Genomic DNA, 22,877 nt, shown 5'->3' on the forward strand with positions numbered 1-22,877 from the left:
TGCCACCGCACACGGCGGCAGCGGTCCGGGCGTCAGTCGCAGCCGCACCCGCTCGCCACGGCCGGCAGCGGCTCGGGGGCGCCGATCTTCGGCAGTCCCAGCATCACGCCGACGGGCTTGGCCTTCTCGGCCGCGTTCCGCTTCTCCCAGGCGTCGCCGGCGCGCGTACGGCGCACGTCCAGCACGGGGCCCTCGGCGAGGAGGTGGTGCGGGGCGGCGTAGGTGATCTCGACGGTGACGACGTCGCCGGGGCGGACCTCCTGATCCGGCTTGGTGAAGTGGACCAGGCGGTTGTCCGGGGCGCGGCCGGACAGGCGGTGGGTGGTGTCGTCCTTGCGGCCCTCGCCCTCGGCGACCATCAGCTCCAGCGTGCGGCCGACCTGCTTCTTGTTCTCCTCCCAGGAGATCTCCTCCTGGAGGGCGACGAGCCGCTCGTAGCGCTCCTGGACGACCTTCTTGGGGATCTGGCCGTCCATCTCGGCGGCCGGGGTGCCGGGGCGCTTGGAGTACTGGAAGGTGAAGGCCTGGGCGAAGCGCGCCTCGCGCACCACGTGCAGCGTCTGCTCGAAGTCCTCCTCGGTCTCGCCGGGGAAGCCCACGATGATGTCCGTGCTGATCGCGGCGTGCGGGATGGCGGCGCGGACCTTCTCGATGATCCCCAGGAAGCGCTCCTGGCGGTAGGAGCGGCGCATCGCCTTCAGAACGGGGTCGGAGCCGGACTGGAGCGGCATGTGCAGCTGCGGCATCACGTTCGGCGTCTCGGCCATGGCGGCGATGACGTCGTCGGTGAAGTCCCGCGGGTGCGGGGAGGTGAAGCGGACGCGCTCCAGGCCGTCGATCTTCCCGCAGGCCCGCAGCAGCTTGCTGAAGGCCTCGCGGTCGCCGATGTCCGAGCCGTACGCGTTGACGTTCTGCCCGAGCAGCGTGATCTCGGAGACGCCCTCGGCCACCAGGGCCTCGATCTCGGCGAGGATGTCGCCGGGGCGGCGGTCCTTCTCCTTGCCGCGCAGGGCCGGGACGATACAGAAGGTGCAGGTGTTGTTGCAGCCGACGGAGATGGAGACCCAGGCCGCGTAGGCACTCTCGCGGCGGGTGGGCAGCGTCGAGGGGAACGCCTCCAGCGACTCGGCGATCTCGACCTGCGCCTCCTCCTGCACGCGAGCGCGTTCCAGCAGGACGGGCAGCTTGCCGATGTTGTGCGTGCCGAAGACGACGTCCACCCAGGGCGCCCGCTTCACGATGGTGTCGCGGTCCTTCTGGGCGAGGCAGCCGCCGACCGCGATCTGCATGCCGGGGCGGCTCGCCTTCTTCGGGGCGAGGTGGCCGAGGTTGCCGTACAGCTTGTTGTCGGCGTTCTCCCGCACGGCGCAGGTGTTGAAGACGACGACGTCCGCCTCGTCGGCGCCCTCGGGGGCGCGGACGTAGCCCGCGTCCTCCAGCAGTCCGGACAACCGCTCGGAGTCGTGGACGTTCATCTGGCACCCGTAGGTGCGTACCTCGTATGTGCGCGTGCCGCCCACTGACTGGCTCCGGTCGATGCTGCTCATGGGGACAAGGGTAGGCGGTCGGCGAAAGTGGCTCGGCCGCCTGTGGACAACCGCGGCACCGGTCTCAGGGCTCGATGAGTCCGGCCCTGATCGCATAGCGGGTCAGCTCCAGGCGGTCGCGCATGCCGAGCTTCTGGAGGAGGTTGGCGCGGTGGCGCTCGACCGTCTTGGCGCTGATGAAGAGCAGTTCGCCGATCTCTTTGGAGGTGTGACCCTCGGCGACCAGCTTGAGGATCTCCTCCTCGCGTTCGGTGATGGCCCGCTCCGGCAGGCCGTCGCCCCGGTGCAGCCGCTCCAGGTAGGAGCGGACGAGGGCGCGTTCGGCGCCCGGGTAGATGAACGGCTCGTCGCGCACGGCCGCCCGGCAGGCCTCGACCAGGTCGCGGTCCGCCACGGACTTGAGGACGTAACCGCTGGCTCCGGCCCTGAGCGCCTCGAAGAAGTACTCCTCGTTGTCGTACATCGTCAGGATGAGGATGTGCAGGCCGGGCAGCCGGCGGGAGAGTTCACGGGCGGCCTGGAGGCCGGTCATCCGGGGCATGGCCACATCCAGGACGGCCAGGTCCACCGGCGTTTCCCGAGCCTTGGCGACGGCCTCGGCCCCGTCGCCGGCCTCGGCGACGACCGTCAGGTCCGGTTCCCCGTCCAGGATGAGGCGCACGCCCCGGCGTACGAGGGTGTGGTCGTCGGCGAGCAGGACGCGGATCGGTGGGGACATCAGCGGGGTCCTTCCGTCGCGGGGACGCCTGCTGTCACCGGAATGCGCAGCCGTATGCCGGTGCCCCCGCCCGGGGCCGGTTCCAGGGCCAGGGCGGCACCGATCAGCAGGGCGCGTTCGCGCATGCCCGTGATGCCGGCGCCCTCGGGGGCGTGGCCGAGGCCGGTGCCGTTGTCGCGGACGAGGAGTTCGACGCCGCCCGGGGCCGGCTGGAGGCGGAGTTCGGCGCGGTCGGCGGCCGCGTGGCGGGCGGTGTTGGTCAGCCCCTCCTGGGCGACCCGGTAGACGACGAGTTCCGCTTCCGGGGTCAGGGCGGGGAGGTCGCCGGTGATGTGGTGGCGCACGGTCAGCCCATGGGTGGTGAACTCGCCGGCGAGCGAGCGCAGGGCGCTGGCCAGCCCGAGTTCCTCCAGGACGCCGGGGCGCAGCCGGCGGGCGATCCGGCGGATCTCGTCCAGGCCGGCGCGGGTCGCCTCCTGCGCCTGGCCGACCTCCTCGCGAAGGTCCTCGGGCGCGCGGTCGGCGACGCGCTTGAGCTGGAGGAGGACGGCGGTCAGGGTCTGCCCGACCTCGTCGTGGAGCTCCCGCGCGATCCGGTGCCGTTCGCTCTCCTGTGCGGACAGCGCCCGGGCGGCGCCGACGGCCCGTTCGGCCTCCAGCCGGTCGAGCATGGTGTTGTACGTCGTGATCAGCCCGGCCGTCTCGGCCGGTCCCGCGACCACCGGCCGGGAGCCCGGCCGCAGCAGGTCCGCCGTGGCCATGGCCCGGTCCAGCCGCTGAAGGGGCACCAGGCCGAACCGCAGCACGAGGGCGTTGCCCGCGAGCAGCACCACCAGGCCGCAGAGCAGGACGAGGGCCTCGCCCGCGAGGACGGGGGTGGACACGGTGACGGGGCCGAGCAGCAGCGCCGTGGCCACGACCAGGCCGGTGGCGTTGAGCGAGAAGATCCGCCAGAACAACGACACGCTTCCGGATCCGCTCCTTCCCGGCTTCGCACCCTGCACGGCCCCCTCCACCCTCTCCGGCGGCCGGCCGCTGCGTATATCCGTCACGACACCCATGTCGTCACCGTACGGCCGGATGGGAGCATGCGGACTTGACCCGTTCGGTGATCGAGACCGTTCATCAGCCAGCCAAAGTACGACAAACGTGACGAACAAGGGGAAGTAACGTGTCAGCTCCGCGCCTCAGGGCGACGCCGCTGCCGGGTATCGGGGTCCAGTACGACCTGGAGACCCGTGAACACCGCCATCTGTCGGTGGTGGCGCACCGCGACGGCACGCGCACGGTGAACGTGTACCGGCCCGACGACCCCGACTCCTGCGCCCAGTCCCTGAAGCTGACCAGCTCGGAGGCGGGGTCGCTGATCGACGCGCTGAAGCCGTCCCACCACAGCCCGAGCCTGCTGTACACCACCGATCTGGGGCTGGTCGCCGAGCGGATCGAGGTGGCCGCCACCTCGCGCTGGAACGGGCGGCTGCTGGGCGACATGCGGATGCGGACCGAGACGGGTGCCTCGGTGGTGGCCGTGCTGCGCCGGGCCGAGGCCATCCCGTCGCCCGCGCCGGACTTCCGGCTGGCCGGTGGTGACACTCTGATCGTCGTCGGGACCCGCGAGGGTGTCGACGCGGCCGCGACCATACTCGAGCGGGAGTGAGCCGTTGCACTCCGCGGTTCTGCTCATCGAGTTCGGTTCCATCATTCTCGGCCTCGGCCTGCTGGGCCGGTTCGCCGGCCGCTTCCAGCTCTCGCCGATACCGCTGTACCTCCTGGCCGGTCTGGCCTTCGGTGAGGGCGGTCTGCTGCCGCTGGGCGCGAGCGAGGAGTTCGTCGCCATCGGCGCGGAGATCGGCGTCATCCTCCTGCTGCTGATGCTGGGCCTGGAGTACACGGCGACCGACCTGGTCTCCAACCTCAAGACCCACTACCCCTCCGGTCTGGTCGACTGCGCCCTCAACGCGCTGCCCGGCGCAGCCGTGGCGCTGCTGCTCGGGTGGGGCCCGGTGGCCGCCGTCGTCCTGGCCGGTGTCACCTGGATCTCGTCCTCCGGTGTGATCGCCAAGGTGCTGGGTGATCTGGGCCGGGTCGGCAACCGGGAGACGCCGGTGATCCTCAGCGTGCTGGTGCTGGAGGATCTGGCGATGGCGGTGTACCTGCCCATCGTCACGGCGCTGGTGGCGGGCGTCGGGCTGATGGCCGGCAGCGTGACCCTGGCGATCGCGCTGGGCGCGGCCGGTCTCGTGCTGTTCGTGGCCGTACGCTACGGAAGGCTCATCTCGCGGTTCGTCTCCAGCGACGACCCGGAGAAACTGCTGCTGGTCGTGCTGGGTCTGACGATCCTGGTCGCGGGCGTCGCCCAGCAGCTCCAGGTGTCGGCGGCGGTGGGCGCCTTCCTGGTGGGCATCGCTCTCTCGGGAGAGGTCGCGGAGGGCGCGCACACCCTGCTGAGTCCCCTGCGTGACCTGTTCGCGGCCGTGTTCTTCGTCTTCTTCGGGCTGCACACCGACCCGTCGAGCATCCCGCCCGTCCTGCTGCCGGCCCTCGGACTGGCCGTCGTCACCGCGCTCACGAAGATCGCCACCGGATACTGGGCGGCCCGGCGGGCCGGGATCTCCGTGAAGGGCCGCTGGCGGGCGGGTGGCGCGCTGGTGGCCCGCGGTGAGTTCTCCATCGTCATCGCGGGCCTGGCGGTCGCGGCCGGGGTCGAACCGTCCCTCGGCCCGCTGGCCACGGCCTACGTGCTGATCCTGGTCGTTGTCGGCCCGCTCACCGCGCGCTACACCGAGCCGGTGGCGACCTGGTGGGGCCGGCGCCGCGAGCCCGGCCGACCGGAGCCCGCGCCCCGGACGGCCGAGGCCGAGGCACCGGTCGCCGACTGAGGAGAGGGTGGGCCGGGCGGCCCGGAGCGCGACCCCCTGGTCAGGCACCACCGCCCGGCGCCCACCCCTGGCTGCGCAGCACCCGCCGTACGTCCGGCGCCTCGTAGTGCTCGCCCTTGAGAACCTTGCCGTCCTCGCGGCGGGAGACCGAGCCGTCAGGGCCGATCTTCGTCATGTTGGAGCGGTGGATCTCGGCGAGCACCGCGTCCAGGTCGATGCCGTGCACGAGGGCGGTGCCGTACGCGACGTAGACCACGTCCGCCAGTTCGTGCGCGAGCCGGTCGAGCGGGCCGTGCACCGACACCTCGGCGACCTCCCGGGCCTCCTCCGCGAGGAGCTCACCCCGGTGGGCCGCCAGAGCCGGGGAGACCTCCGTGGGCGTGCTGCGGGCGTCCAGGCCGAAGGCGAGGTGGAACGCACGGACCAGGTCGGCGGGCGAAGAGCTCATGGGGGCGACTGTAGTGGCGCCCACTGACAGTCCCGCTCCGGCCCTGTGACCCCTGCCCTGGTCAGCGGGGCACCCCGGCTGGCAGGATCGCCCGCATGTCCAGAACGCTCCCCCCCATCGGCAGGCGCCGGGCCCTGCAGGGCGGCACCGCCGCCCTCGTGGTCCTCGGCCTGCTCCTGTGGTGGCTGCGTCCCTGGGCCGAGGAACCGCCGAGCGGGACGATCACCTTCAGCACGGGCACCCGGGCGGGGGTGTACCACGAGTACGGCAAACTCCTGCGCAACGAGATCGACAAGGACATGCCCGACCTGAAGGTGCGGCTGCTGACCAGCGCCGGCTCGCAGGAGAACGTCGCCGACGTGGCGACCGGCAAGGCCGACTTCGCGATCGCCGCTGCCGACGCGGTCGCCACGTACAAGCTCGACAACAGCCCCGGCGCGGACCGGCTGCGTGGCGTCGCCCGCCTGTACGACGACTACGTGCAGCTCGTCGTCCCACCCGACTCGGACATCCGCTCCGTCGCCGACCTGCGGGGCAAACGCGTGGCCATAGGGCTGCCCGACTCCGGCGTACGGCTGATAGCCAACGGTGTGCTCAAGGCGGCCGGCATCGACCCCGAGAAGGACATCCAGCCGTCCTCGGACGGCATCGACACCGGGCCCAAGCGCCTGGGGCACGGCCTCGACGCGTTCTTCTGGTCGGGTGGGCTGCCCACGGACGGCCTCAGCCGCCTGGCCAACAAGTCGGCATCGGCCTTCCGGTTCGTGCCGATCGACGCCACGCTCGTGGCCAAGCTGCACGACCAGGGCGGCGCCACGCGCTATTACCGCGCCACGAAGATGCCGGAGTCGGCCTATCCCCGCATCCAGCGCGGCGAGCCGGTGCCGACCCTCGCGGTGTCCAACCTGCTGGTCACCCGCAGCGACATGGATCCCCGGCTCACCGAGTGGCTGACCCGTACGGTGCTGGACAGCCGGGACCTCATCGGGGAGAAGGTCCACTCCGCCCAGCTGGTCGACGTGCGCACCGCGATCTACACCGACCCGCTGCAACTGCATGCCGGTGCCCAGCGCTACTACCAGTCGGTCAAGCCGTAGCGCCCGGCCCCTCCCGCTCCCCGCCCCGCGTCAGGCCGTGGGTGCCGACCGCGGCACCGCCACCGTCACCTTCAGCCCGTGCGGCTCGTGACGGTCGTACGCGATCGAACCGCCGCCCGCCGCGAGCAGCGCCCGCGAGATGGACAGCCCGAGGCCCGAGCCCTTGACGTTCTGATGCCGGCCGCTGCGCCAGAAGCGGTCGCCGACGCGGGCCAGCTCCTCGTCGGTGAGACCGGGGCCGTGGTCGGTGACGACGACGGTGGAGGTGTCGCCGTGGGAGGCGACGCTCACCTCGACGGTCTCGTCCTCGGGCGTGAACTTCACCGCGTTGTCGATGATCGCGTCCAGCGCGCTGGACAGGGCGACGGGGTCGGCCCACGCGGTCGTCGGCGGGCAGTCCCCCACCAGGCGTACGCCCTTGGCCTCGGCGGTCGGGGCCCAGGCCGCGAGGCGCTCGGCGGCGAGCTCGCCGATGTCGGTGACCTTCAGATCCGCCTCGGTGTGCTCGGCCAGCGCCAGGTCGAGCAGGTCGTCCAGGACCTGCGCGAGACGCTTGCCCTCGGCCTGGACCGAGGCGATCTCCTTGTTGCCCTCGGGCAGCTCGAAGGAGAGCAGCTCGATGCGCAGCAGCAGCGCCGCGAGGGGGTTGCGCAGCTGGTGCGAGGCATCGGCGACGAACGCGCGCTGCTGCTCCAGCACGTCCTCGACGTTGTCGGCCATCTCATTGAACGACCGTGCCAGGCGCTGGAGTTCCGGCGGCCCGCCGGCGGCCGCGACCCGGGACTTGAGCCGCCCGGTGGCGATGTCGTGGGTGGTGGCGTCCAGGACCCGTACGGGCTTGAGCACCCAGCCGGTCAGCCGCAGGGCGGCACCGACGGCCAGCAGCATCGCGGCGAACTCACCCGCGCCGATGACGAGCCATCCGTGCAGGGTGCGCGAGCGCATCTGTCCGGTGGGCGAGTCGGTGACGACGACCGCGACGACGTCCCCGTCCCGGATGACCGGCGAGGCCACCACGAGGTTGCGGCGCTGCCAGGGCCACACCTGCTTCGGGTCGTGGCTGCGGCGGCTGAGCTTCGCCTCGTCGAAGGCGTCCCGGACCTCGCCCTCCTCGGGCAGGGACCACTTGGCCGGTGCGTGGGCCATGGGCCTGCCGGTGCGGTAGAAGACACCGGAGCGGATGCCGTAGACCTCGTAGTAGCTGCGCAGCTCGCTGCTGAGGGTGGCCAGCCGCTCGTTCTCGAACGCGCCGGTGGTCCCGTCGGGCGAGTCGGTGACGAACTGCGCGAGGGCCGCGAAGCGTGCCGTGTCGTCGATCCGGTCGACGACGACCTTCTGCTGCTGTGCGCCGGCGAGGCTGACGGCGAGCGGGACGCCGAGGGCGAGCAGCACGGCCGCCATCAGGATGATGAGCAGCGGGAGCAGACGAGTGCGCACCCGGCCCCGCTAACCGGCAGGCGCGACGAGCCGGTATCCGACTCCGCGTACGGTCTCGATGAGGGCCGGCATCCGCAGCTTGGCGCGCAGGGACGCCACATGCACCTCCAGGGTGCGCCCGGTCCCCTCCCAGCTGGTCCGCCACACCTCGCTGATGATCTGCTCCCGGCGGAAGACCACCCCGGGCCGCTGCGCCAGCAGGGCCAGCAGGTCGAACTCCTTGCGGGTCAGCTGGACCACCGACCCGTCCACGCTGACCCGGCGGGTGGGCAGCTCGATGTGCACCGGGCCGAGCCGCAGCTCGGTCTCGATACCGCTGGAGGTGTCCTCGTGGGAGGTGCGCCGGCTCACGGCGTGGATGCGGGCGAGCAGCTCCCCGGTGTCGTAGGGCTTCACCACGTAGTCGTCGGCGCCCAGGTTGAGACCGTGGATGCGGGAGCGCACGTCGGAGCGGGCGGTGACCATGATCACCGGCGTGCTGGTGCGCTTGCGGATCTTGCCGCAGACCTCGTACCCGTCCTGGTCGGGCAGGCCGAGGTCGAGGAGGACGACGCCGAAGCAGTCACCCTCGGGGACGAGTGCCTGGAGGGCCTCCTCACCGCTGCGCGCGTGCGTGACGTCGAACCCGTGCCGTGCCAGAACCGCCGACAGGGCGGCGGCGACGTGGTTGTCGTCCTCGACGAGCAGCAGTCTCATCCGGTCCCCCTTCGGTTCACTGGCCGTACGATCTAGATGTGTACAAAAACGCGTGCACGCGCGCGCGTGCACCCTGTGCAGTCACGCTGATGGATGAGGACGGCGTCAAGAGGGTTCCGGTTGCGGACCGCTTCCGTTACCCGGCTGGTATGAGCGCCGCTCCCCACTACTACGACACGTGTCCGATTGCTATCGGATCGTGATGCTCAGATTCCCCTCAGATGTAATGACGCAGGTCGTACGGGGTTACTACTGTCCTCCGAAACCGAGGAGGACGGAGCCTGAGAGCGATGACCGAAGTATCGGTGGCCAAGGAAGATGTGGCCGCGACCGGAGAACTGGTCGTCCTGAAGAGCGTCAACAAGCACTTCGGCGCGTTGCACGTACTCCAGGACATCGACCTGACGATCGCCCGCGGTGAAGTCGTCGTGGTCATCGGACCCTCCGGGTCCGGCAAGTCCACCCTGTGCCGCACCATCAACCGCCTGGAGACGACCGACTCCGGCACGATCACGATCGACGGCAAGCCGCTGCCCGCCGAGGGCAAGGAGCTCGCGAAACTGCGCGCCGACGTCGGGATGGTCTTCCAGTCCTTCAACCTCTTCGCGCACAAGACCGTGCTCGAGAACGTGATGCTCGGCCAGATCAAGGTCCGCAAGAAGGACAAGAAGGCGGCCGAGGAGCGGGCCCGGGCCCTGCTCGACCGGGTCGGCGTGGGCGCGCAGGCCGAGAAGTACCCGGCCCAGCTCTCGGGCGGCCAGCAGCAGCGCGTCGCCATCGCACGGGCGCTGGCCATGGAGCCGAAGGTGATGCTCTTCGACGAGCCGACCTCCGCGCTCGACCCCGAGATGATCAACGAGGTGCTGGAGGTCATGCAGCAGCTCGCCCGCGACGGCATGACCATGATCGTCGTCACCCATGAGATGGGTTTCGCACGATCGGCCGCAAACCGCGTGGTGTTCATGGCAGACGGCCGAATCGTCGAGGAGGCTGCGCCCGACCAGTTCTTCAGCAATCCGCGCAGCGATCGTGCCAAGGACTTCCTGTCGAAGATCCTGCATCACTGACGGCGCGGGTCGCGCCCGAGCGCGCCTGTCGCCCACCCCGCGAGGGTCCGCATCTCTTCACCAGCCAAAGGATGTTCATCATGAAGCTCCGCAAGGTCACCGCCGCCTCGGCCACCGTCTTCGCTCTCGCCCTCACCGCCACCGCGTGCGGCGGCGACTCGGGCAACGACTCCGGTTCCGACGGCGGCGGCAAGACGATCACGGTCGGCATCAAGTTCGACCAGCCCGGCCTCGGCCAGAAGACGCCGCAGGGTTACGCCGGCTTCGACGTCGACGTCGCCACGTACGTCGCGAAGAAGCTCGGTTACAACGAGGACCAGATCGAGTGGAAGGAAGCGAAGAGCGCCGACCGCGAGACCATGCTCCAGCGTGGTGACGTCGACTTCATCGCCGCGACCTACTCGATCACCCCGGAGCGCCAGGAGAAGGTCGACTTCGCCGGTCCCTACCTGCTGGCGCACCAGGATGTTCTGGTCCGGGCGGACGACAACAAGATCAAGTCGCCGGAGGACCTGAACAACGCCAAGCTCTGCTCGGTCACCGGCTCCACCTCGGCGCAGAACGTCAAGGACAAGCTCGCCCCCAAGGCGCAGCTGCAGCCGTACCCGACGTACTCCGCCTGCCTGCCCGGTCTGCAGAACGGTGCCGTGGACGCGCTGACCACCGACGACTCGATCCTCGCCGGTTACGCCGCCCAGTCGCAGTTCAAGGGCAAGTTCAAGCTCGGCGGCTTCAAGCTGACCAACGAGAACTACGGCATCGGGGTCAAGAAGGGCAGCGACCTCAAGGACAAGATCAACAAGGCCCTTGAGGACATGGTCGCCGACAAGGCCTGGCAGGAGGCCGTGGACAAGAACCTCGGTCCGGCCAACTACAAGAACGAGCCGGCGCCGAAGATCGGCGAGATCAAGAGCTGAAGCAGCGCCTGACAGGGTGCGCCGCCCACCGGAAGGGGCGGCGCACCGGCGTGGGCATCCCTACACGCGGAAGCACGGGAGATCGTGTTCGACTTTCTTGAGGATTACGACCTGCTGGGAGCCTTCTGGACGACAGTGCAGCTCGCTGTGCTCTCCGCCGTCGGCTCCCTGATCTGGGGCACTCTGCTGGCCGCCATGCGCGTCGGCCCGGTGCCGCTGATGCGCGCCTTCGGGACCGCGTACGTGAACATCGTGCGGAACATTCCGTTGACCGTCATCATCCTGTTCACGTCGCTGGGCCTGAACCAGACGTTGGGAGTCTCCCTCGGCGCGAACGACGTCGAGACGATCAACTTCCGGCTCGCCGTCCTCGGCCTGATTCTCTACACCTCGTCCTTCGTGTGCGAGGCGCTGCGCTCCGGCATCAACACGGTGCCCGTCGGGCAGGCGGAGGCGGCCCGCGCGATCGGGCTCAGTTTCAACCAGGTGCTGGGCCTGGTCGTGTTGCCACAGGCGTTCCGTTCGTCCGTCGTACCGCTGGCAAACGTGCTCATCGCCCTTATCAAGAACACCACGGTGGCCGCCGCCATCGGTGTCGCCGAAGCGGCGGTACTGATGAAGGAGATGATCGAGAACGAGGCACAGCTGCTGCTGATCTCAGCGATCATCGCGTTCGGTTTCGTGGTCCTGACGCTGCCGACCGGCCTGATCCTCGGCTGGGTGGGCAAGAAGGTGGCGGTGAAGCGATGAGCTCCGTTCTGTACGACGCTCAGGGGCCTCGCGCCAAGCGGCGCAACGTCGTCCTCACGGTGGTCTTCCTGGTCGCCGTGGCGGCCCTGCTGTGGTGGGTGTTCAAGACCCTCAAGGACAAGGGCCAGCTGGAATGGGCCCTGTGGGAGCCGTTCGTCCACACCGAGGCCTGGTCCACGTACATCTGGCCGGGTCTGCAGAACACCTTGAAGGCCGCCGCCCTGGCGGTGATCATCGCGCTGCCGCTCGGCGCGGTTCTCGGTATCGCCCGTCTGTCGGACCACGCGTGGGTCAGGGTCCCGGCCGCGGTCGTGGTGGAGTTCTTCCGCTCCATCCCCGTGCTGGTGCTGATGATCTTCGGCCTCGCTCTGTTCGCCGAGTACACCAACGTCTCCTCCGACGACCGTCCGCTGTACGCGGTCGTCACCGGCCTGGTCCTGTACAACGCTTCGGTTCTCGCCGAGATCGTCCGGGCGGGCATCCTCGCCCTGCCCAAGGGCCAGTCCGAAGCGGCGATGGCGATCGGCCTGCGCAAGGGCCAGCTGATGCGCCTGATCCTGCTGCCGCAGGCCGTCACCGCGATGCTCCCCGCCATCGTGAGCCAGCTCGTCGTCATCGTGAAGGACACCGCACTGGGCGGCGCTGTCCTCACCTACTCCGAGCTGCTCTCCTCGGCGAACACCATGAGCGGTTACTACGGCGCGAACGTCATCGCCAGCTTCACCGTCGTGGCCGTCATCTTCATCGCGCTCAACTTCGCCCTCACCTCGTTCGCCAGCTGGCTGGAGCGCCGGCTGCGGCAGGCGAAGAAGTCGACCGGCGCGGTCGTGGGCGCGAACGACGCGGAGATCGCCGGCACGACGGGGACCGGCGCCGGAGGCACCGTCTGACACCCGGTCACCTCACGTGACACACTCAGGGGCAGTGGCATGATCGCCACTGCCCCTCGTCACTTGACGCAAGCACCGGCAATGGGTTGCATACGTTCTGTGATCGTGCACCCTGCTCCAACTTCTTGTTCACCTACGTCTCTCAGGACACCACCGCGGGCAGGGGGCGCCACGCCGTGGACCCGGTGATCATCGTCGGAGCGGGGCCCGTCGGGCTCACGCTCGCGCTTGCGCTGGCCCGTCAGGAAGTCCCCTGCGTCGTCCTCGACGAGGGCCCGGGCAAGGACGAACCCCGCGCGGCGCGCACCGTCGTCCTGCGCGAGGACACCGCCGCCCTGATGGAGCGGCTGACCGGCATGCCCCTCGCCCGGGCCGGTGCGCACTGGGCCGGATGGCGGTCGATGCGGCGCAAGCAGGTGATGCGCGAGGTCGTCTTCGACGGTACCGAGCCCGCTCCCCTGCACATCGCCCAGCACGTGCTGACCGGCGCCCTGCGCGCCGCCCTCACCGGCGAACGGCTCGTCAAAGTCGCCGTGGAGAGCCGCCTCGACGGGATCGAGCAGGAGCCCTCCGGCGTCACCGCCCACACCCGCGGCCCCAAGGGCACCTGGTGGCGCGGCAGTTTCCTGGTCGGCTGCGACGGCCCCCGCTCGACCGTGCGCAAGATCCAGGACATCCGTTTCCCGGGCCGTACGGCGGTGGAACGTCACGCCGTCGCCACACTCCGTACGGAACTGCCCTGGCACGACGAGGCATTGCTGCACCGTCTGCCGCCCTGGCGCACGTCCGGACCCTCCGCCGGCGAAGTCACCGCCCGACCGCTGCCGGACGGCGTCTGGCGCCTGGACTGGCTCCTGCCGCCCGGCAAGGACCTGGTCACACCCGAACTGCTGCTCACCCGTATCCGGGAGACCCTGGCCGGCTGGGCGGGCGGCACGACCCCGCCGTACGAGTTGCTGGACACCGGTGTCCACACCGTCCACCACCGGCTGGCCCGCCGCTGGCGGGCCGACCGTGTGTTCCTCGCCGGGGACGCCGCCCACCTGCTCGGCGCGCTGGGCACGCACGGGCTGGACGAGGGCCTGCGGGACGCCGACAACCTCGCCTGGAAGCTGGCCCTGGCGTGGCACCACGGGCCGCACGAAGCGCTCCTCGACAGCTACCAGACGGAACGCCGGGCTGTCGTCGCCGCCCGGCTCCGCGCCGCCGACCAGGCGCTGCCGCTGCTGCGGGGCGGTGCGGGGCTGCGCGCCGTCGTACCCGGCTCCTCCCGGGGCCACGACGCCCTTCTCACGGAGGGTCACCTGGGTCACGGCCAGCTCGGCGCGCCGGGGGCGTACGCCGACTCGCCGCTCGCACCCCAACACCTCGAAGGGCAGGTCCCGGTCGACACACCGCTCGGCGCACCGGTCACCGACGTCCGGGTCACCGCGGAGGACGGCACCTTCGTACAGCTGCGGGACCGGCTCGGCCGCGGCGCGCTGCTCGTGGTGCTGATCGCGCCGGGCACGGGCGTCTGGGAGCGCAGGCACTGGGTCGGCGCCGGCATCATGCCGCAGCTCGCGGCGGCGGTCACGGCACTGCCGCACCCGGCCGAACTGCTCGTCGCCGAGAGCTATCCGGGCGCGGCCGCGCACACGGTGCTTCTGGTGCGTCCCGACGGGCACCTCGTCACCGCGCTGGGCGGAGTGCGCCCGGCCGACCTGTACGCGGCGGCGGAGGCCACCGTGGGCGGACCGGTGAAGGCACAGGCGGAGGCCGGTGCTTCGGCGGGCTCGCGCTGACCTCGATCCCGCGGTGATGTGCTCACTGTCACGGTGCGTCCGCATGGTGACAGTGAGTTGACCGGTCCGGGCGGCCGTGGTGTACTCCGGTTCGTGACCGACACCTGTGTGCGCCTGTGGCGGAGGGTCCATATGGACCTCCTCCGTTATGCGGGCTGCGTGTGTCGCCCGTCCTGCTGACTTCGCATTCCACTTCCCCTGTGCGCGCCGCGCTCTCGCCGCGTCGGCTTCCGCGCCTCCTTCGCGAACCCTCATCAGGACCCTCAGGACGGCAACCCGTGTCTGTAGCCCCCTCTGCATCCCCAGCTGCTACCTCACCCGTCTCCTCTGCCGGTTCGGCTCCCACGCAGGCCGACCTCTACGACTTCGTCCGGCGCACGGCCGCCGACACCACGCTGATCGACTCCCTGCCGCTCGATCCGGAGGGCCGCACCTGGGTGCGGCTGGAGGGGCCGGGCGGCAGCGAGGCCTGGCTGATCGGCTGGCCACCCGGCACGGGCACCGGCTGGCACGACCACGCCGACTCGGTCGGCGCCTTCCTGACCGCGTCGGGCGAGCTCAAGGAGAACTCGCTCGCCGCGCGGCTGCCCACCGACGGCTGGAAGACCCTGGAACTCAGCGAGGACGCGGACCGGGAACGCCGGCTGCGGGCCGGCCAGGGCCGCGCCTTCGGCCGGCACCACGTGCACGAGGTGCTCAACGAGTCCACGGACCGGCACGCGATCTCCGTCCACGCCTACTATCCGCCCCTGCCGCAGATCCGCCGCTACAGCCGCAGCGGTCCGGTCCTGCGCCTGGAGCAGGTCGAGCGACCGGAGGACTGGCAGTGAGCACCACACCCGGGCCGGCGAGCCACGACCCCCAACAGCCCGTCGGCATCGACACGTTGCTGGAGCGTGTCCGAGCGGGCTACGAACGCATCGAACCGCAGGAGGCGTACGACGCCGCCCGGGCCGGCGACGCACTCCTGGTCGACATCCGCTACGCCGCCCTGCGCGAACGGGACGGCCTCATCCCCGGCGCCCTGGTCGTCGAGCGCAACGAACTGGAGTGGCGCCTCGACCCCCGGGGCAGCCACCGCCTCCCCGAGGCCACGAGCCACGCCCTGCGCATCGTCGTGATCTGCAACGAGGGCTACGCGTCCAGTCTCGCGGCGCAGTCCTTGCACCAGCTGGGACTGCACCGGGCCACGGATCTGGTGGGCGGCTTCCAGGCATGGCGAGGGGCGGGGCTTCCGGTGGTGTGAGCCGGAGCCCCCAGGGCCTGTCGGTGCGTCGGTCGGCCGGGCCCCCAGGACCTGTCGGTGCGTCGGCCGACCGCCGGTTCAGAACCCCTCGTCCGCGAGGAACTCCGTGTCCTCGCCCTCTTCCTCCAGCGCCTGCCTCACCACGCGCAGCGCCATACCCTCGGAGTAGCCCTTGCGGGCGAGCATGCCCGCGAGGCGTCGGAGGCGTTTGTCTCGGTCGAGGCCGCGGGTGGAGCGGAGCTTGCGGTCGACGAGTTCCCTTGCGGTCGCCTCCTCCTGCTCGGAGTCGAGCTGGGAGACGGCCTCATCGATCACTGTGGGGTCGACGCCCTTGGTTCGCAGTTCACGGGCGAGCGCACGCCGGGCCAGCCCCCGCCCGTGGTGACGGGATTCCACCCAGGCGTCCGCGAAGGCCCCGTCGTTGATGAGGCCGACCTCCTCGAACCGGGACAGCACTTCCTCGGCCGCGTCGTCCGGGATCTGTCGCTTGCGCAGGGCGTCGGCGAGTTGCTTACGGGTCCGCGGGGTCCCGGTGAGCAGGCGCAGGCAGATCGCCCGAGCCTGCTCGACCGGGTCCCCAGGAGGTGGCTCCTGCTCGGCCCTCGACGAGGAAGGGACACCTCCGTCCTCGGCATCGGGGGCCGTCTCGCCGAAGCCACGCCGACGACGACCGCGCCTGCCGCGCGGCCCGCCGTCACGCGGGCCGCTTCCGGGTGAGCCGCCCCCGTGCGGCCCGGTGTCGTCCCCGTCGTCGTGCAGCCGGTCGCCCTCGGGGGGTGCGCCCCCGGAGCCGTCCTCCCTGTCCAGGGCTGAGCGCATGTCGCCTCCGGTGCCCCTCCCCCGTGGGACGCCGGAGGCGGCGTACTCGTACTCCGCCCAGTCGGTTCGCCGTGTCACGGGTCAGCTCTTGGCTGCGGCGGCCTTGGACTTGGCGGTCTTGGCCGGTGCCGGGGCGGGGACGGCGGGTGCCTCGTCGGCCGGTGCGGAGACCGCGGCGTCCGTGCCCGGCTCGGTGGCCGGCTCCTCGGGACGCACGCCGACGCCCAGCTTCTCCTTGATCTTCTTCTCGATCTCGTTGGCCAGGTCGGGGTTGTCCTTCAGGAAGTTGCGCGCGTTCTCCTTGCCCTGGCCGAGCTGGTCGCCCTCGTACGTGTACCAGGCGCCGGCCTTGCGGACGAAGCCGTGCTCCACACCCATGTCGATCAGGCCGCCCTCACGGCTGATGCCCTGGCCGTAGAGGATGTCGAACTCGGCCTGCTTGAAGGGCGGCGCGACCTTGTTCTTGACGACCTTGCAGCGGGTGCGGTTGCCGACCGCCTCCGTGCCGTCCTTCAGGGTCTCGATGCGGCGGATGTCGATGCGCACCGAGGCGTAGAACTTCAGCGCCCGGCCACCGGTCGTGGTCTCCGGGGAGCCGAACATCACGCCGATCTTCTCGCGGAGCTGGTTGATGAAGATCGCGGTGGTCTTGGACTGGTTGAGCGCGCTGGTGATCTTCCGCAGGGCCTGGCTCATCAGGCGGGCCTGGAGACCGACGTGGCTGTCGCCCATCTCGCCCTCGATCTCCGCGCGCGGGACGAGCGCGGCGACGGAGTCGATGACGATGAGGTCGAGGGCGCCGGAGCGGACCAGCATGTCCACGATCTCCAGGGCCTGCTCGCCGTTGTCCGGCTGGGAGAGGATGAGGTTGTCGATGTCGACGCCGAGCTTCTTCGCGTACTCGGGGTCGAGTGCGTGCTCCGCGTCGACGAAGGCGACCTGGCCTCCGGCCTTCTGCGCGTTCGCCACCGCGTGCAGGGTCAGGGTGGTCTTACCGGAGGATTCCGGTCCGTAGATCTCGACGACACGGCCGCGGGGCAGTCCACCCACGCCGAGGGCCACGTCCAGGGCGGTGGACCCGGTCGAGATGACCTCGATGGGCTCCTTGGTCCGGTCGCCCATGCGCATGACCGCGCCCTTGCCGAACTGCCGTTCAATCTGTGCGAGAGCGGCATCAAGGGCCTTCTCGCGGTCGGTTCCTGCCATGGGTTCCACCCGATTTGCTTGAGTCGATCGCTTCACGTCAAAGACGCTAGCGCCTGCCACTGACAATGCGCCCCGACGCACGTCCGGCCTGTGGATAACTCGGGCATTTACCTACCCAAAGTACGTCGAAATGCCCTTCGTTGAGCTTCGCCGGTGCCTCCATGAGAATGGATGTTCGATTTTCGTGTCAAGCGCACCATGCGGCACCGCGCGGGCCGGAGTACCGTGCGCCTGCACAGACGGTGCGCGCACGCAAGGGGGAGATGGGATGTGCCGGATCACCGCGGCGGGCAAGGAAGCCGCCGTCGCACGGTTCCTGCGGGAGTTCCCGGAGGCACCACGCGCCGGCCGGGATCACCCCGCACTGCGCGGCTGCGAGGACATCGCCTGGGCAGACTTCCCGGAGTGCCCCGCCGGGGTCCCCGCCCTCCTGCGCGGTCTGCTCGACCCCACCGCGGCTGCCGAGGCCGAGCGGGTGCTCTGCAACGTCCTGATGGACAGTGCCTTCACGCTGGGCCCTGCCATGCCTGCGGCGCTTCCCTTCCTGCTCCGCCTCGCCGCCGATCCGGCGGTGCCGGTGCGGACCGAGCTGGTCGAGGTCCTGTTCGTCGTCGCGGAGCTCTCGCACCCCGTCGACGGATGCAGTGAGCAGGCGATCCGGTTCCTGGGCAGCGACCGCGACCACCCGGAACGCGCACGCTGCCGGGCCGTGTTCTCCGAGCATGCCGAACTGGTGCACGGTCTGCTGGACGACCGGACCCTGCCGGACGGGCTCATCCCGTCCGACGAGCGGGCGAGCCTGTTGAAGGCGACGTCGTAGGAACCGGCCTGCTCGGACCGCTCAGGAAGGGCGCTCCCCCGAACCCCCGTCGCCGGGCCGCTCCATCCCCGGCCGCCGCGCCCACACCGCCCTCGCGCGCGTGAGCAGGCCCGCCCCTTCCCCACGTCGGTGGCCGTGCACCCGGGGGTCGTCCGTGACGTCGTAGCGCCTGACATACGCCCCAAGGAACGCCTGGAGCGTGGCGATGGCGGGGATGGCGATCAGCGCGCCGACGGCGCCGAGGAGGGCGGTGCCCGCGATGACCGAGCCGAAGGCGACGGCGGGGTGGATGTCGACCGTCTTGGAGGTCAGCTTGGGCTGCAACACGTAGTTCTCGAACTGCTGGTAGATCACGACGAAGATCAGCACCCACAGCGCGTACCAGGGGTCCACCGTGAACGCGATCAGCATGGGCAGGGCGCCCGCGAGGTAGGTGCCGATGGTGGGGATGAACTGCGACACCAGACCCACCCATACGGCGAGCACGGGCGCGTAGGGCACGTCCAGGGCTTGCAGCAGGACGAAGTGCGCCACACCGGAGATCAGCGCCATCAGGCCGCGGGAGTAGATGTAGCCGCCGGTCTTGTTCACGGCGATCTCCCACGCGCGCAGCACCTCGGCCTGGCGGGCGGGCGGCAGGACGGAGCAGATGGCGCGACGCAGTCGCGGGCCGTCCGCGGCGAAGTAGAACGAGAACAGGGCGATCGTGAGCAGTTGGAAGAGGCCCCCGATGACCTGGGCGGACACGTCCAGGACGCCTGTGGCGCTGTTCTGGACGTAGTTGCGCAGCCAGTCGGAGCGGAGCAGGCCCTCCTGGATGTCGACGCGTTTCAGGTCGGTCCTGAAGTGCGTGTTGATCCAGTTGATGACGGAGTCGAGGTACTCGGGGAACCCCTCGATCAGTTTGATGATCTGGTCCGCGAGGACGGAACCGAGCAGGGTGACGAAACCGGCCGACACAACCATCACGCCGATGAAGACGACGAACGCGGCGAACCCTCTGCGCATGCCGCGCGACGCCATCCAGCTCACCGCGGGCTCGATGGCGAGCGCCAGGAAGAACGCGATGAGGATGTTGATCAGCAGGCCGGTGAGCTGGTGGAAGGCCCAGCTGCCCAGCTGGAACACAGCGACGAGGGCGAGCGCGAGCACCATGGCACGGGGCAGCCAGCGCGGCATGCGGCCGTTCGCCCCGGCCCCGCCGACCGGGGGCCGGAGGGGCGGCGTCGTACCGGAAGCTGGGGAGTGCTGGGCTGCCTGCCCGGTCTCGTCAGTGGGTGCCACGGTCCAAGTCTCGCCCACGCCACCGACAGCCGTCTGCCCGCCCTGCGATCTTCATGACCGCCCTGCGATCTTCATGACCGGGCGGCGACCTTCATGACCGGGCGGCGACGTCCGAGGCCGACAGCCTGTGGTTTCCGTCGCTCGCTCGAAGCGCTCAGCGCCTCTCACGGGGCACGTCCATCACCGAGCACACCACCTGCCAGACCTCTTTGGCGCCCCAGCCGGCATCCAGCGCCTCGTTCACCGTGCGCCCGCCCAGCTCGGACATCACGTGATCGCGCGCGAAGGTTTCGGCGTAACCAGGACCGAAGTGCTCCGCCATTCGCTGCCAGAAGACCGTCAACCGCATGCCTCCAGTATCCCGCCCCTGGGGTGGGCCTGGGCCGTGACCGCCTGCCGGCGCCCCTTCGCGCCCTACGGTCTGACCCATGGCCGAAACAGGAGCTACCGAAGTCCCCCCGACGCCCCCGCGGCACAGCCCCATCGCGCGCGCGGAGCGTTTCGTCTGGCTCACCGCGCGTGTGCTCGAGCAGCGCCGCTTCGCCCACCACTTCCGGGGCGCCGCCGCCGACCCGGTGGAGACGGCCCTGGACGCCTACCGCAACGACGACGGCGGGTACGGCCACGCGCTGGAGCCCGATCTGCGCGGGCCGGTCAGCCAGCCGTTGCACACCGCGCACGCCCTGCGTGTGCTGGACGCGGTCGGACGCTGCGCCGGCCAGCGCGTGGAGCGCATGTGCCGCTATCTGACGTCCGTGTCCACGGCGGACGGCGCCCTCCCGGCGATCCACCCGAGCCAGCGCGACTACCCCACGGCTCCCTTCGTGACGGTGGTGGACGATCCGCCCAGCGACCTGCTGGCCACCGGGCCGGTGGTGGGACTGCTGCACCGCAACGAGGTGTGGCACGCCTGGCTCTTCCGGGCGACGGACTTCTGCTGGCAGGCGGTCGAGTCCCTGGAGAAGTCGCACCCGTACGAGATCGAGGCCGCCGTGGCCTTCCTGGACTCCGCCCCCGACCGCCCGCGCGCGGAGGCGGCCGCCGCCCGTCTCGGCCGCCTGGTCCGCACGCACCGCCTCGCGGCCCTGGATCCCGGCGACCTCGACGCGTATCCGGTGTCCCCCGGCTACGCCCCGGGGGAGCACCACTTCCCGTACGACTACGCGCGGACACCGCGCTCCCTCGCGCGCGCGTGGTTCACGGACGACGAGATGACCCGGTCCCTGGACCATCTGGCCGCGCAGCAGCAGGAGGACGGCGGCTGGCCCGTCCGGTGGCGCCACTGGGCCCCGGCCCCGGCCCTGGAGGCACGTCCGCTGGTCACGATCGAGGCCCTGCGCGTGCTCAGTGCGTACGGCCGCGCCATCCACTGATCATCCGGCCCCCATGGCCCGCGCCCCGGCGGTCACCAGCACGGCCGCGGCGACGACCAGCAGGAACGGGGCACGCAGCATGAGCGCGACGGCTGCGGCGGCGAGTCCGGCGGCCCGCGCGTCCAGCACCAGCGTCTGCCCGTCGGCGAAGGTCTGCTGGGCGGTGAGGGCCGCGAGCAGCGCGACGGGCAGCAGCGCGGCGAGGCGTTTGACGAGGGGCCGCTCCAGAGCTCCCGCCGGCACCAGGAGCCCGGCGAGCTTGACGGCGTAGCACCCGAGGACGGTCACACCGATCGCGATCCAGACGTTCACCGCGCGTCCCCCCGTCCCCGGCGCCGGCCGTCCGCCCACAGCACGGCCGGCGCCGCCAGCGCGGCCAGCAGCACCGGTACCCCGGCGGGCAGGACGGGCAGCAGCCCGAGCCCCAGCAGCACGGCGAGCCCGGCCACGGCCCGCTCGGCGCCGGTCTTCAGCATCGGCGCGAGCAGGGCCAGGAAGACCGCGGGCCCGGCGGCGTCCAGGCCCCACGCGTCGGTGTCCCCGATGGCCTCGGCGCCCAGGGCACCGAGCAGAGTCGTGAGGTTCCACAGGAGGTACAGGGTCAGCCCGGTCACGACGAATCCGAGCCGCGCGGCACGGCGCGTGGGCTGGGCGAGCGCGACGGCTGCCGTCTCGTCGATCACCCACTGGGCGGCGAACGGCCGCACCGCGCGCGGGAGCCCCAGCAGCTGCGACAGACGCAAGCCGTAGAAGGCGTTCCGCACGCCGAGGAAGAGGGCCCCAGCGGCGGCGGTGAACGGGCCGCCTCCGGCCGCGAGAGCCCCCACCAGGGCGAACTGGGAGGCGCCGGTGAACACCAGGAGGCTGAGCGCGCACGTCTGGAGCAGCGTGAGTCCGCTGCCGGCCGAGGTCACCCCGAAGGCGAACCCGGACAGCCCGACGGCCACCCCCACTCCGAGGGCGTCGCGTACGACGGCCCGGTCCGCCTTCCCACCGATGTCCACGTCTTCGTCTTCGAGAGCTGTCCGATCTGCCACACCCGCACGCTAAGGGCGGCGGCTAGAACAGGTCTTGTACGTTCTTGCGCTCCCGCTGGTACGCGCCCGGAGGTACGCCGACCATCCGGGTGAAGTGCCGGTTCAGGTGCGGCTGATCGGTGAACCCGACGGCCACGGCGGCCTCGGAGGGCGCCGTCCCCGCGTCCAGCAGCTGTCGCGCCCGCCGTACCCGCGCGTCCGTGAGCCACGCGTGCGGCGGCATGCCGTAGACGTCCCGGAAGGCCCTCAGCAGGGCGAACGGGCTGGTTCCGAGGCCGGCCGCCAGCTTCTCCAGGCTCGGCGGCTGTGCCATCCGTTCCTCCAGCACACCACGCGCGCGTGCCGCGATCCTGGCCCCCGCCGTGCGCACCTCCCGCTGTGGCAGGGGCCCGCCGTTCAACCGCAGCAACCTGGTCACGGCGACCCGCAGCAGCGTGTCGGCGGCGAGCGCGTTGCCCTCGTCGGCGGCCCGCAGTACCTGGTGCACCAGGCCCGCGGCATAGGGATCGTCCACGACGGGGCTGACGAACCCGGGCGTCCCCCGCAGGGCCGTCGTCTCGGCCGCGATCTCCGCCACCACGCCGGGCGGTGGGTACACGGCCCCGTACCGCCACCCTTCGGGCACCCCGGCCCGACCGGTGTGCGGCGTATCGGGATTCACCAGGGCGAGGGCACCGGCCCCCGCGTACTGGTCGCCCCCGCCGTGGTGGAACACCTCCACCCCGTCGGCGATGGCGGCGATCACGAAGTTCTCGTGCGTGTGCCGGACGAACGTCTTGTGCACGTACCGGGCCCGCAGCAGATCGACCCCGGGCAGCTCGTCGTACTGCCAGTGGCGTGCGCGCTCGTTCATACGACCATT

The 22,877-nt window shown here is 70.8% G+C and carries 26 protein-coding genes; 13 read left to right on the top strand and 13 right to left on the bottom strand.

The window, feature by feature from the left end:
* Positions 1-32: 32 nt before the first annotated feature.
* The 3 genes from miaB to AB0E85_RS27295 all read right to left on the bottom strand — a co-directional run bounded on the left by miaB (position 33) and on the right by AB0E85_RS27295 (position 3,230).
* A complete protein-coding gene (gene miaB, locus AB0E85_RS27285) occupies positions 33-1,547 on the bottom strand; it encodes a tRNA (N6-isopentenyl adenosine(37)-C2)-methylthiotransferase MiaB (protein WP_361932259.1) in 1,515 nt (504 codons plus the stop codon).
* A 64-nt stretch (positions 1,548-1,611) separates the two neighbouring features.
* A complete protein-coding gene (locus tag AB0E85_RS27290) occupies positions 1,612-2,265 on the bottom strand; it encodes a response regulator transcription factor (RefSeq protein WP_361932261.1) in 654 nt (217 codons plus the stop codon).
* A complete protein-coding gene (locus AB0E85_RS27295; protein ID WP_361932264.1) occupies positions 2,265-3,230 on the bottom strand; it encodes a sensor histidine kinase in 966 nt (321 codons plus the stop codon). Before AB0E85_RS27295 ends, AB0E85_RS27290 begins: the two co-directional genes overlap by 1 nt.
* A gap of 206 nt (positions 3,231-3,436) precedes the next feature.
* On the opposite strand from AB0E85_RS27295, the gene AB0E85_RS27300 reads away from it, so the two are divergent.
* Together AB0E85_RS27300 and AB0E85_RS27305 are read left to right on the top strand one after the other, a co-directional pair.
* The gene (locus AB0E85_RS27300) at positions 3,437-3,922 is read left to right on the top strand and encodes a TrkA C-terminal domain-containing protein (protein ID WP_062929441.1); all 486 of its coding nucleotides are present in this window, start codon (positions 3,437-3,439) and stop codon (positions 3,920-3,922) included.
* A 4-nt stretch (positions 3,923-3,926) separates the two neighbouring features.
* Positions 3,927-5,144, top strand: a complete 1,218-nt coding sequence (locus AB0E85_RS27305; protein ID WP_361932267.1) for a cation:proton antiporter — start codon at positions 3,927-3,929, stop codon at positions 5,142-5,144.
* A 40-nt stretch (positions 5,145-5,184) separates the two neighbouring features.
* Here AB0E85_RS27305 and AB0E85_RS27310 read toward each other — a convergent pair whose 3' ends face one another.
* Complete coding sequence (locus tag AB0E85_RS27310) at positions 5,185-5,592, bottom strand: MazG nucleotide pyrophosphohydrolase domain-containing protein (RefSeq protein WP_361932270.1); 408 nt, start codon at positions 5,590-5,592, stop codon at positions 5,185-5,187.
* A gap of 95 nt (positions 5,593-5,687) precedes the next feature.
* On the opposite strand from AB0E85_RS27310, the gene AB0E85_RS27315 reads away from it, so the two are divergent.
* Positions 5,688-6,689: a TAXI family TRAP transporter solute-binding subunit gene (locus tag AB0E85_RS27315; RefSeq protein WP_361932273.1), complete on the top strand. Its 1,002-nt coding sequence runs from the start codon at positions 5,688-5,690 to the stop codon at positions 6,687-6,689.
* A gap of 30 nt (positions 6,690-6,719) precedes the next feature.
* Here AB0E85_RS27315 and AB0E85_RS27320 read toward each other — a convergent pair whose 3' ends face one another.
* Both AB0E85_RS27320 and AB0E85_RS27325 read right to left on the bottom strand, forming a co-directional pair.
* Positions 6,720-8,126 carry a HAMP domain-containing sensor histidine kinase gene (locus AB0E85_RS27320; RefSeq protein WP_361932276.1) on the bottom strand — a complete coding sequence of 469 codons (1,407 nt, stop codon included), beginning with the start codon at positions 8,124-8,126 and terminating at the stop codon, positions 6,720-6,722.
* A 9-nt stretch (positions 8,127-8,135) separates the two neighbouring features.
* On the bottom strand, positions 8,136-8,822 hold the full coding sequence (locus AB0E85_RS27325) for a response regulator transcription factor (protein ID WP_161361437.1): 687 nt from the start codon (positions 8,820-8,822) through the stop codon (positions 8,136-8,138).
* 290 nt (positions 8,823-9,112) lie between these two features.
* On the opposite strand from AB0E85_RS27325, the gene AB0E85_RS27330 reads away from it, so the two are divergent.
* The 8 genes from AB0E85_RS27330 to AB0E85_RS27365 all read left to right on the top strand — a co-directional run bounded on the left by AB0E85_RS27330 (position 9,113) and on the right by AB0E85_RS27365 (position 15,476).
* Positions 9,113-9,889: an amino acid ABC transporter ATP-binding protein gene (locus tag AB0E85_RS27330; protein WP_097221293.1), complete on the top strand. Its 777-nt coding sequence runs from the start codon at positions 9,113-9,115 to the stop codon at positions 9,887-9,889.
* Positions 9,890-9,969: 80 nt separating this feature from the next.
* Positions 9,970-10,806 carry a glutamate ABC transporter substrate-binding protein gene (locus tag AB0E85_RS27335; protein WP_361932279.1) on the top strand — a complete coding sequence of 279 codons (837 nt, stop codon included), beginning with the start codon at positions 9,970-9,972 and terminating at the stop codon, positions 10,804-10,806.
* 84 nt (positions 10,807-10,890) lie between these two features.
* Complete coding sequence (locus AB0E85_RS27340) at positions 10,891-11,556, top strand: amino acid ABC transporter permease (protein ID WP_161361440.1); 666 nt, start codon at positions 10,891-10,893, stop codon at positions 11,554-11,556.
* Entirely contained in the window at positions 11,553-12,446 is an 894-nt protein-coding gene (locus AB0E85_RS27345; protein WP_361932281.1) for an amino acid ABC transporter permease, read from the top strand. The genes AB0E85_RS27340 and AB0E85_RS27345 overlap by 4 nt, the downstream gene beginning before the upstream one ends.
* A 176-nt stretch (positions 12,447-12,622) precedes the next feature.
* Entirely contained in the window at positions 12,623-14,230 is a 1,608-nt protein-coding gene (locus tag AB0E85_RS27350) for an FAD-dependent monooxygenase (protein ID WP_361932284.1), read from the top strand.
* A 108-nt stretch (positions 14,231-14,338) separates the two neighbouring features.
* Positions 14,339-14,410 (top strand): putative leader peptide, encoded by a 72-nt coding sequence (locus AB0E85_RS27355; RefSeq protein ID WP_310851512.1) that lies wholly within the window; start codon positions 14,339-14,341, stop codon positions 14,408-14,410.
* Positions 14,411-14,508: 98 nt separating this feature from the next.
* Positions 14,509-15,060 (top strand): cysteine dioxygenase, encoded by a 552-nt coding sequence (locus AB0E85_RS27360; RefSeq protein ID WP_361932287.1) that lies wholly within the window; start codon positions 14,509-14,511, stop codon positions 15,058-15,060.
* Positions 15,057-15,476 carry a rhodanese-like domain-containing protein gene (locus AB0E85_RS27365; protein WP_361932289.1) on the top strand — a complete coding sequence of 140 codons (420 nt, stop codon included), beginning with the start codon at positions 15,057-15,059 and terminating at the stop codon, positions 15,474-15,476. Before AB0E85_RS27360 ends, AB0E85_RS27365 begins: the two co-directional genes overlap by 4 nt.
* Positions 15,477-15,554: 78 nt before the next feature.
* Here the strand turns inward: AB0E85_RS27365 and recX are convergent, their stop codons facing one another.
* The gene (recX, locus tag AB0E85_RS27370; protein ID WP_361932292.1) at positions 15,555-16,373 is read right to left on the bottom strand and encodes a recombination regulator RecX; all 819 of its coding nucleotides are present in this window, start codon (positions 16,371-16,373) and stop codon (positions 15,555-15,557) included.
* Positions 16,374-16,376: 3 nt separating this feature from the next.
* Positions 16,377-17,501, bottom strand: coding sequence for a recombinase RecA (gene recA / locus AB0E85_RS27375; RefSeq protein ID WP_361932294.1), 1,125 nt, complete (start codon positions 17,499-17,501; stop codon positions 16,377-16,379).
* A 268-nt stretch (positions 17,502-17,769) separates the two neighbouring features.
* Here recA and AB0E85_RS27380 point away from each other — a divergent pair, with 268 nt between their 5' ends.
* On the top strand, positions 17,770-18,321 hold the full coding sequence (locus AB0E85_RS27380; protein WP_361932297.1) for a hypothetical protein: 552 nt from the start codon (positions 17,770-17,772) through the stop codon (positions 18,319-18,321).
* A 21-nt stretch (positions 18,322-18,342) separates the two neighbouring features.
* Here AB0E85_RS27380 and AB0E85_RS27385 read toward each other — a convergent pair whose 3' ends face one another.
* Together AB0E85_RS27385 and AB0E85_RS27390 are read right to left on the bottom strand one after the other, a co-directional pair.
* On the bottom strand, positions 18,343-19,605 hold the full coding sequence (locus AB0E85_RS27385; protein WP_361932299.1) for an AI-2E family transporter: 1,263 nt from the start codon (positions 19,603-19,605) through the stop codon (positions 18,343-18,345).
* Between the two features lie 154 nt (positions 19,606-19,759).
* Positions 19,760-19,954, bottom strand: a complete 195-nt coding sequence (locus AB0E85_RS27390) for a DUF3046 domain-containing protein (protein ID WP_361932301.1) — start codon at positions 19,952-19,954, stop codon at positions 19,760-19,762.
* Between the two features lie 79 nt (positions 19,955-20,033).
* On the opposite strand from AB0E85_RS27390, the gene AB0E85_RS27395 reads away from it, so the two are divergent.
* Positions 20,034-20,978, top strand: a complete 945-nt coding sequence (locus tag AB0E85_RS27395) for a hypothetical protein (protein WP_361932303.1) — start codon at positions 20,034-20,036, stop codon at positions 20,976-20,978.
* On the opposite strand, the gene AB0E85_RS27400 is transcribed toward AB0E85_RS27395, so the two are convergent.
* The 3 genes from AB0E85_RS27400 to AB0E85_RS27410 are packed head-to-tail and all read right to left on the bottom strand — an operon-like array spanning position 20,979 to position 22,868.
* Positions 20,979-21,290 carry an AzlD domain-containing protein gene (locus AB0E85_RS27400; protein ID WP_033308277.1) on the bottom strand — a complete coding sequence of 104 codons (312 nt, stop codon included), beginning with the start codon at positions 21,288-21,290 and terminating at the stop codon, positions 20,979-20,981.
* Complete coding sequence (locus AB0E85_RS27405) at positions 21,287-22,015, bottom strand: AzlC family ABC transporter permease (protein WP_361932305.1); 729 nt, start codon at positions 22,013-22,015, stop codon at positions 21,287-21,289. The genes AB0E85_RS27400 and AB0E85_RS27405 overlap by 4 nt, the downstream gene beginning before the upstream one ends.
* A gap of 22 nt (positions 22,016-22,037) precedes the next feature.
* Positions 22,038-22,868 (bottom strand): AraC family transcriptional regulator, encoded by an 831-nt coding sequence (locus AB0E85_RS27410; RefSeq protein ID WP_361932308.1) that lies wholly within the window; start codon positions 22,866-22,868, stop codon positions 22,038-22,040.
* Between the last annotated feature and the right edge of the window lie 9 nt (positions 22,869-22,877).

It is taken from the genome of Streptomyces sp. NPDC029044 (assembly GCF_040637495.1).
Lineage (GTDB): Bacteria > Actinomycetota > Actinomycetes > Streptomycetales > Streptomycetaceae > Streptomyces.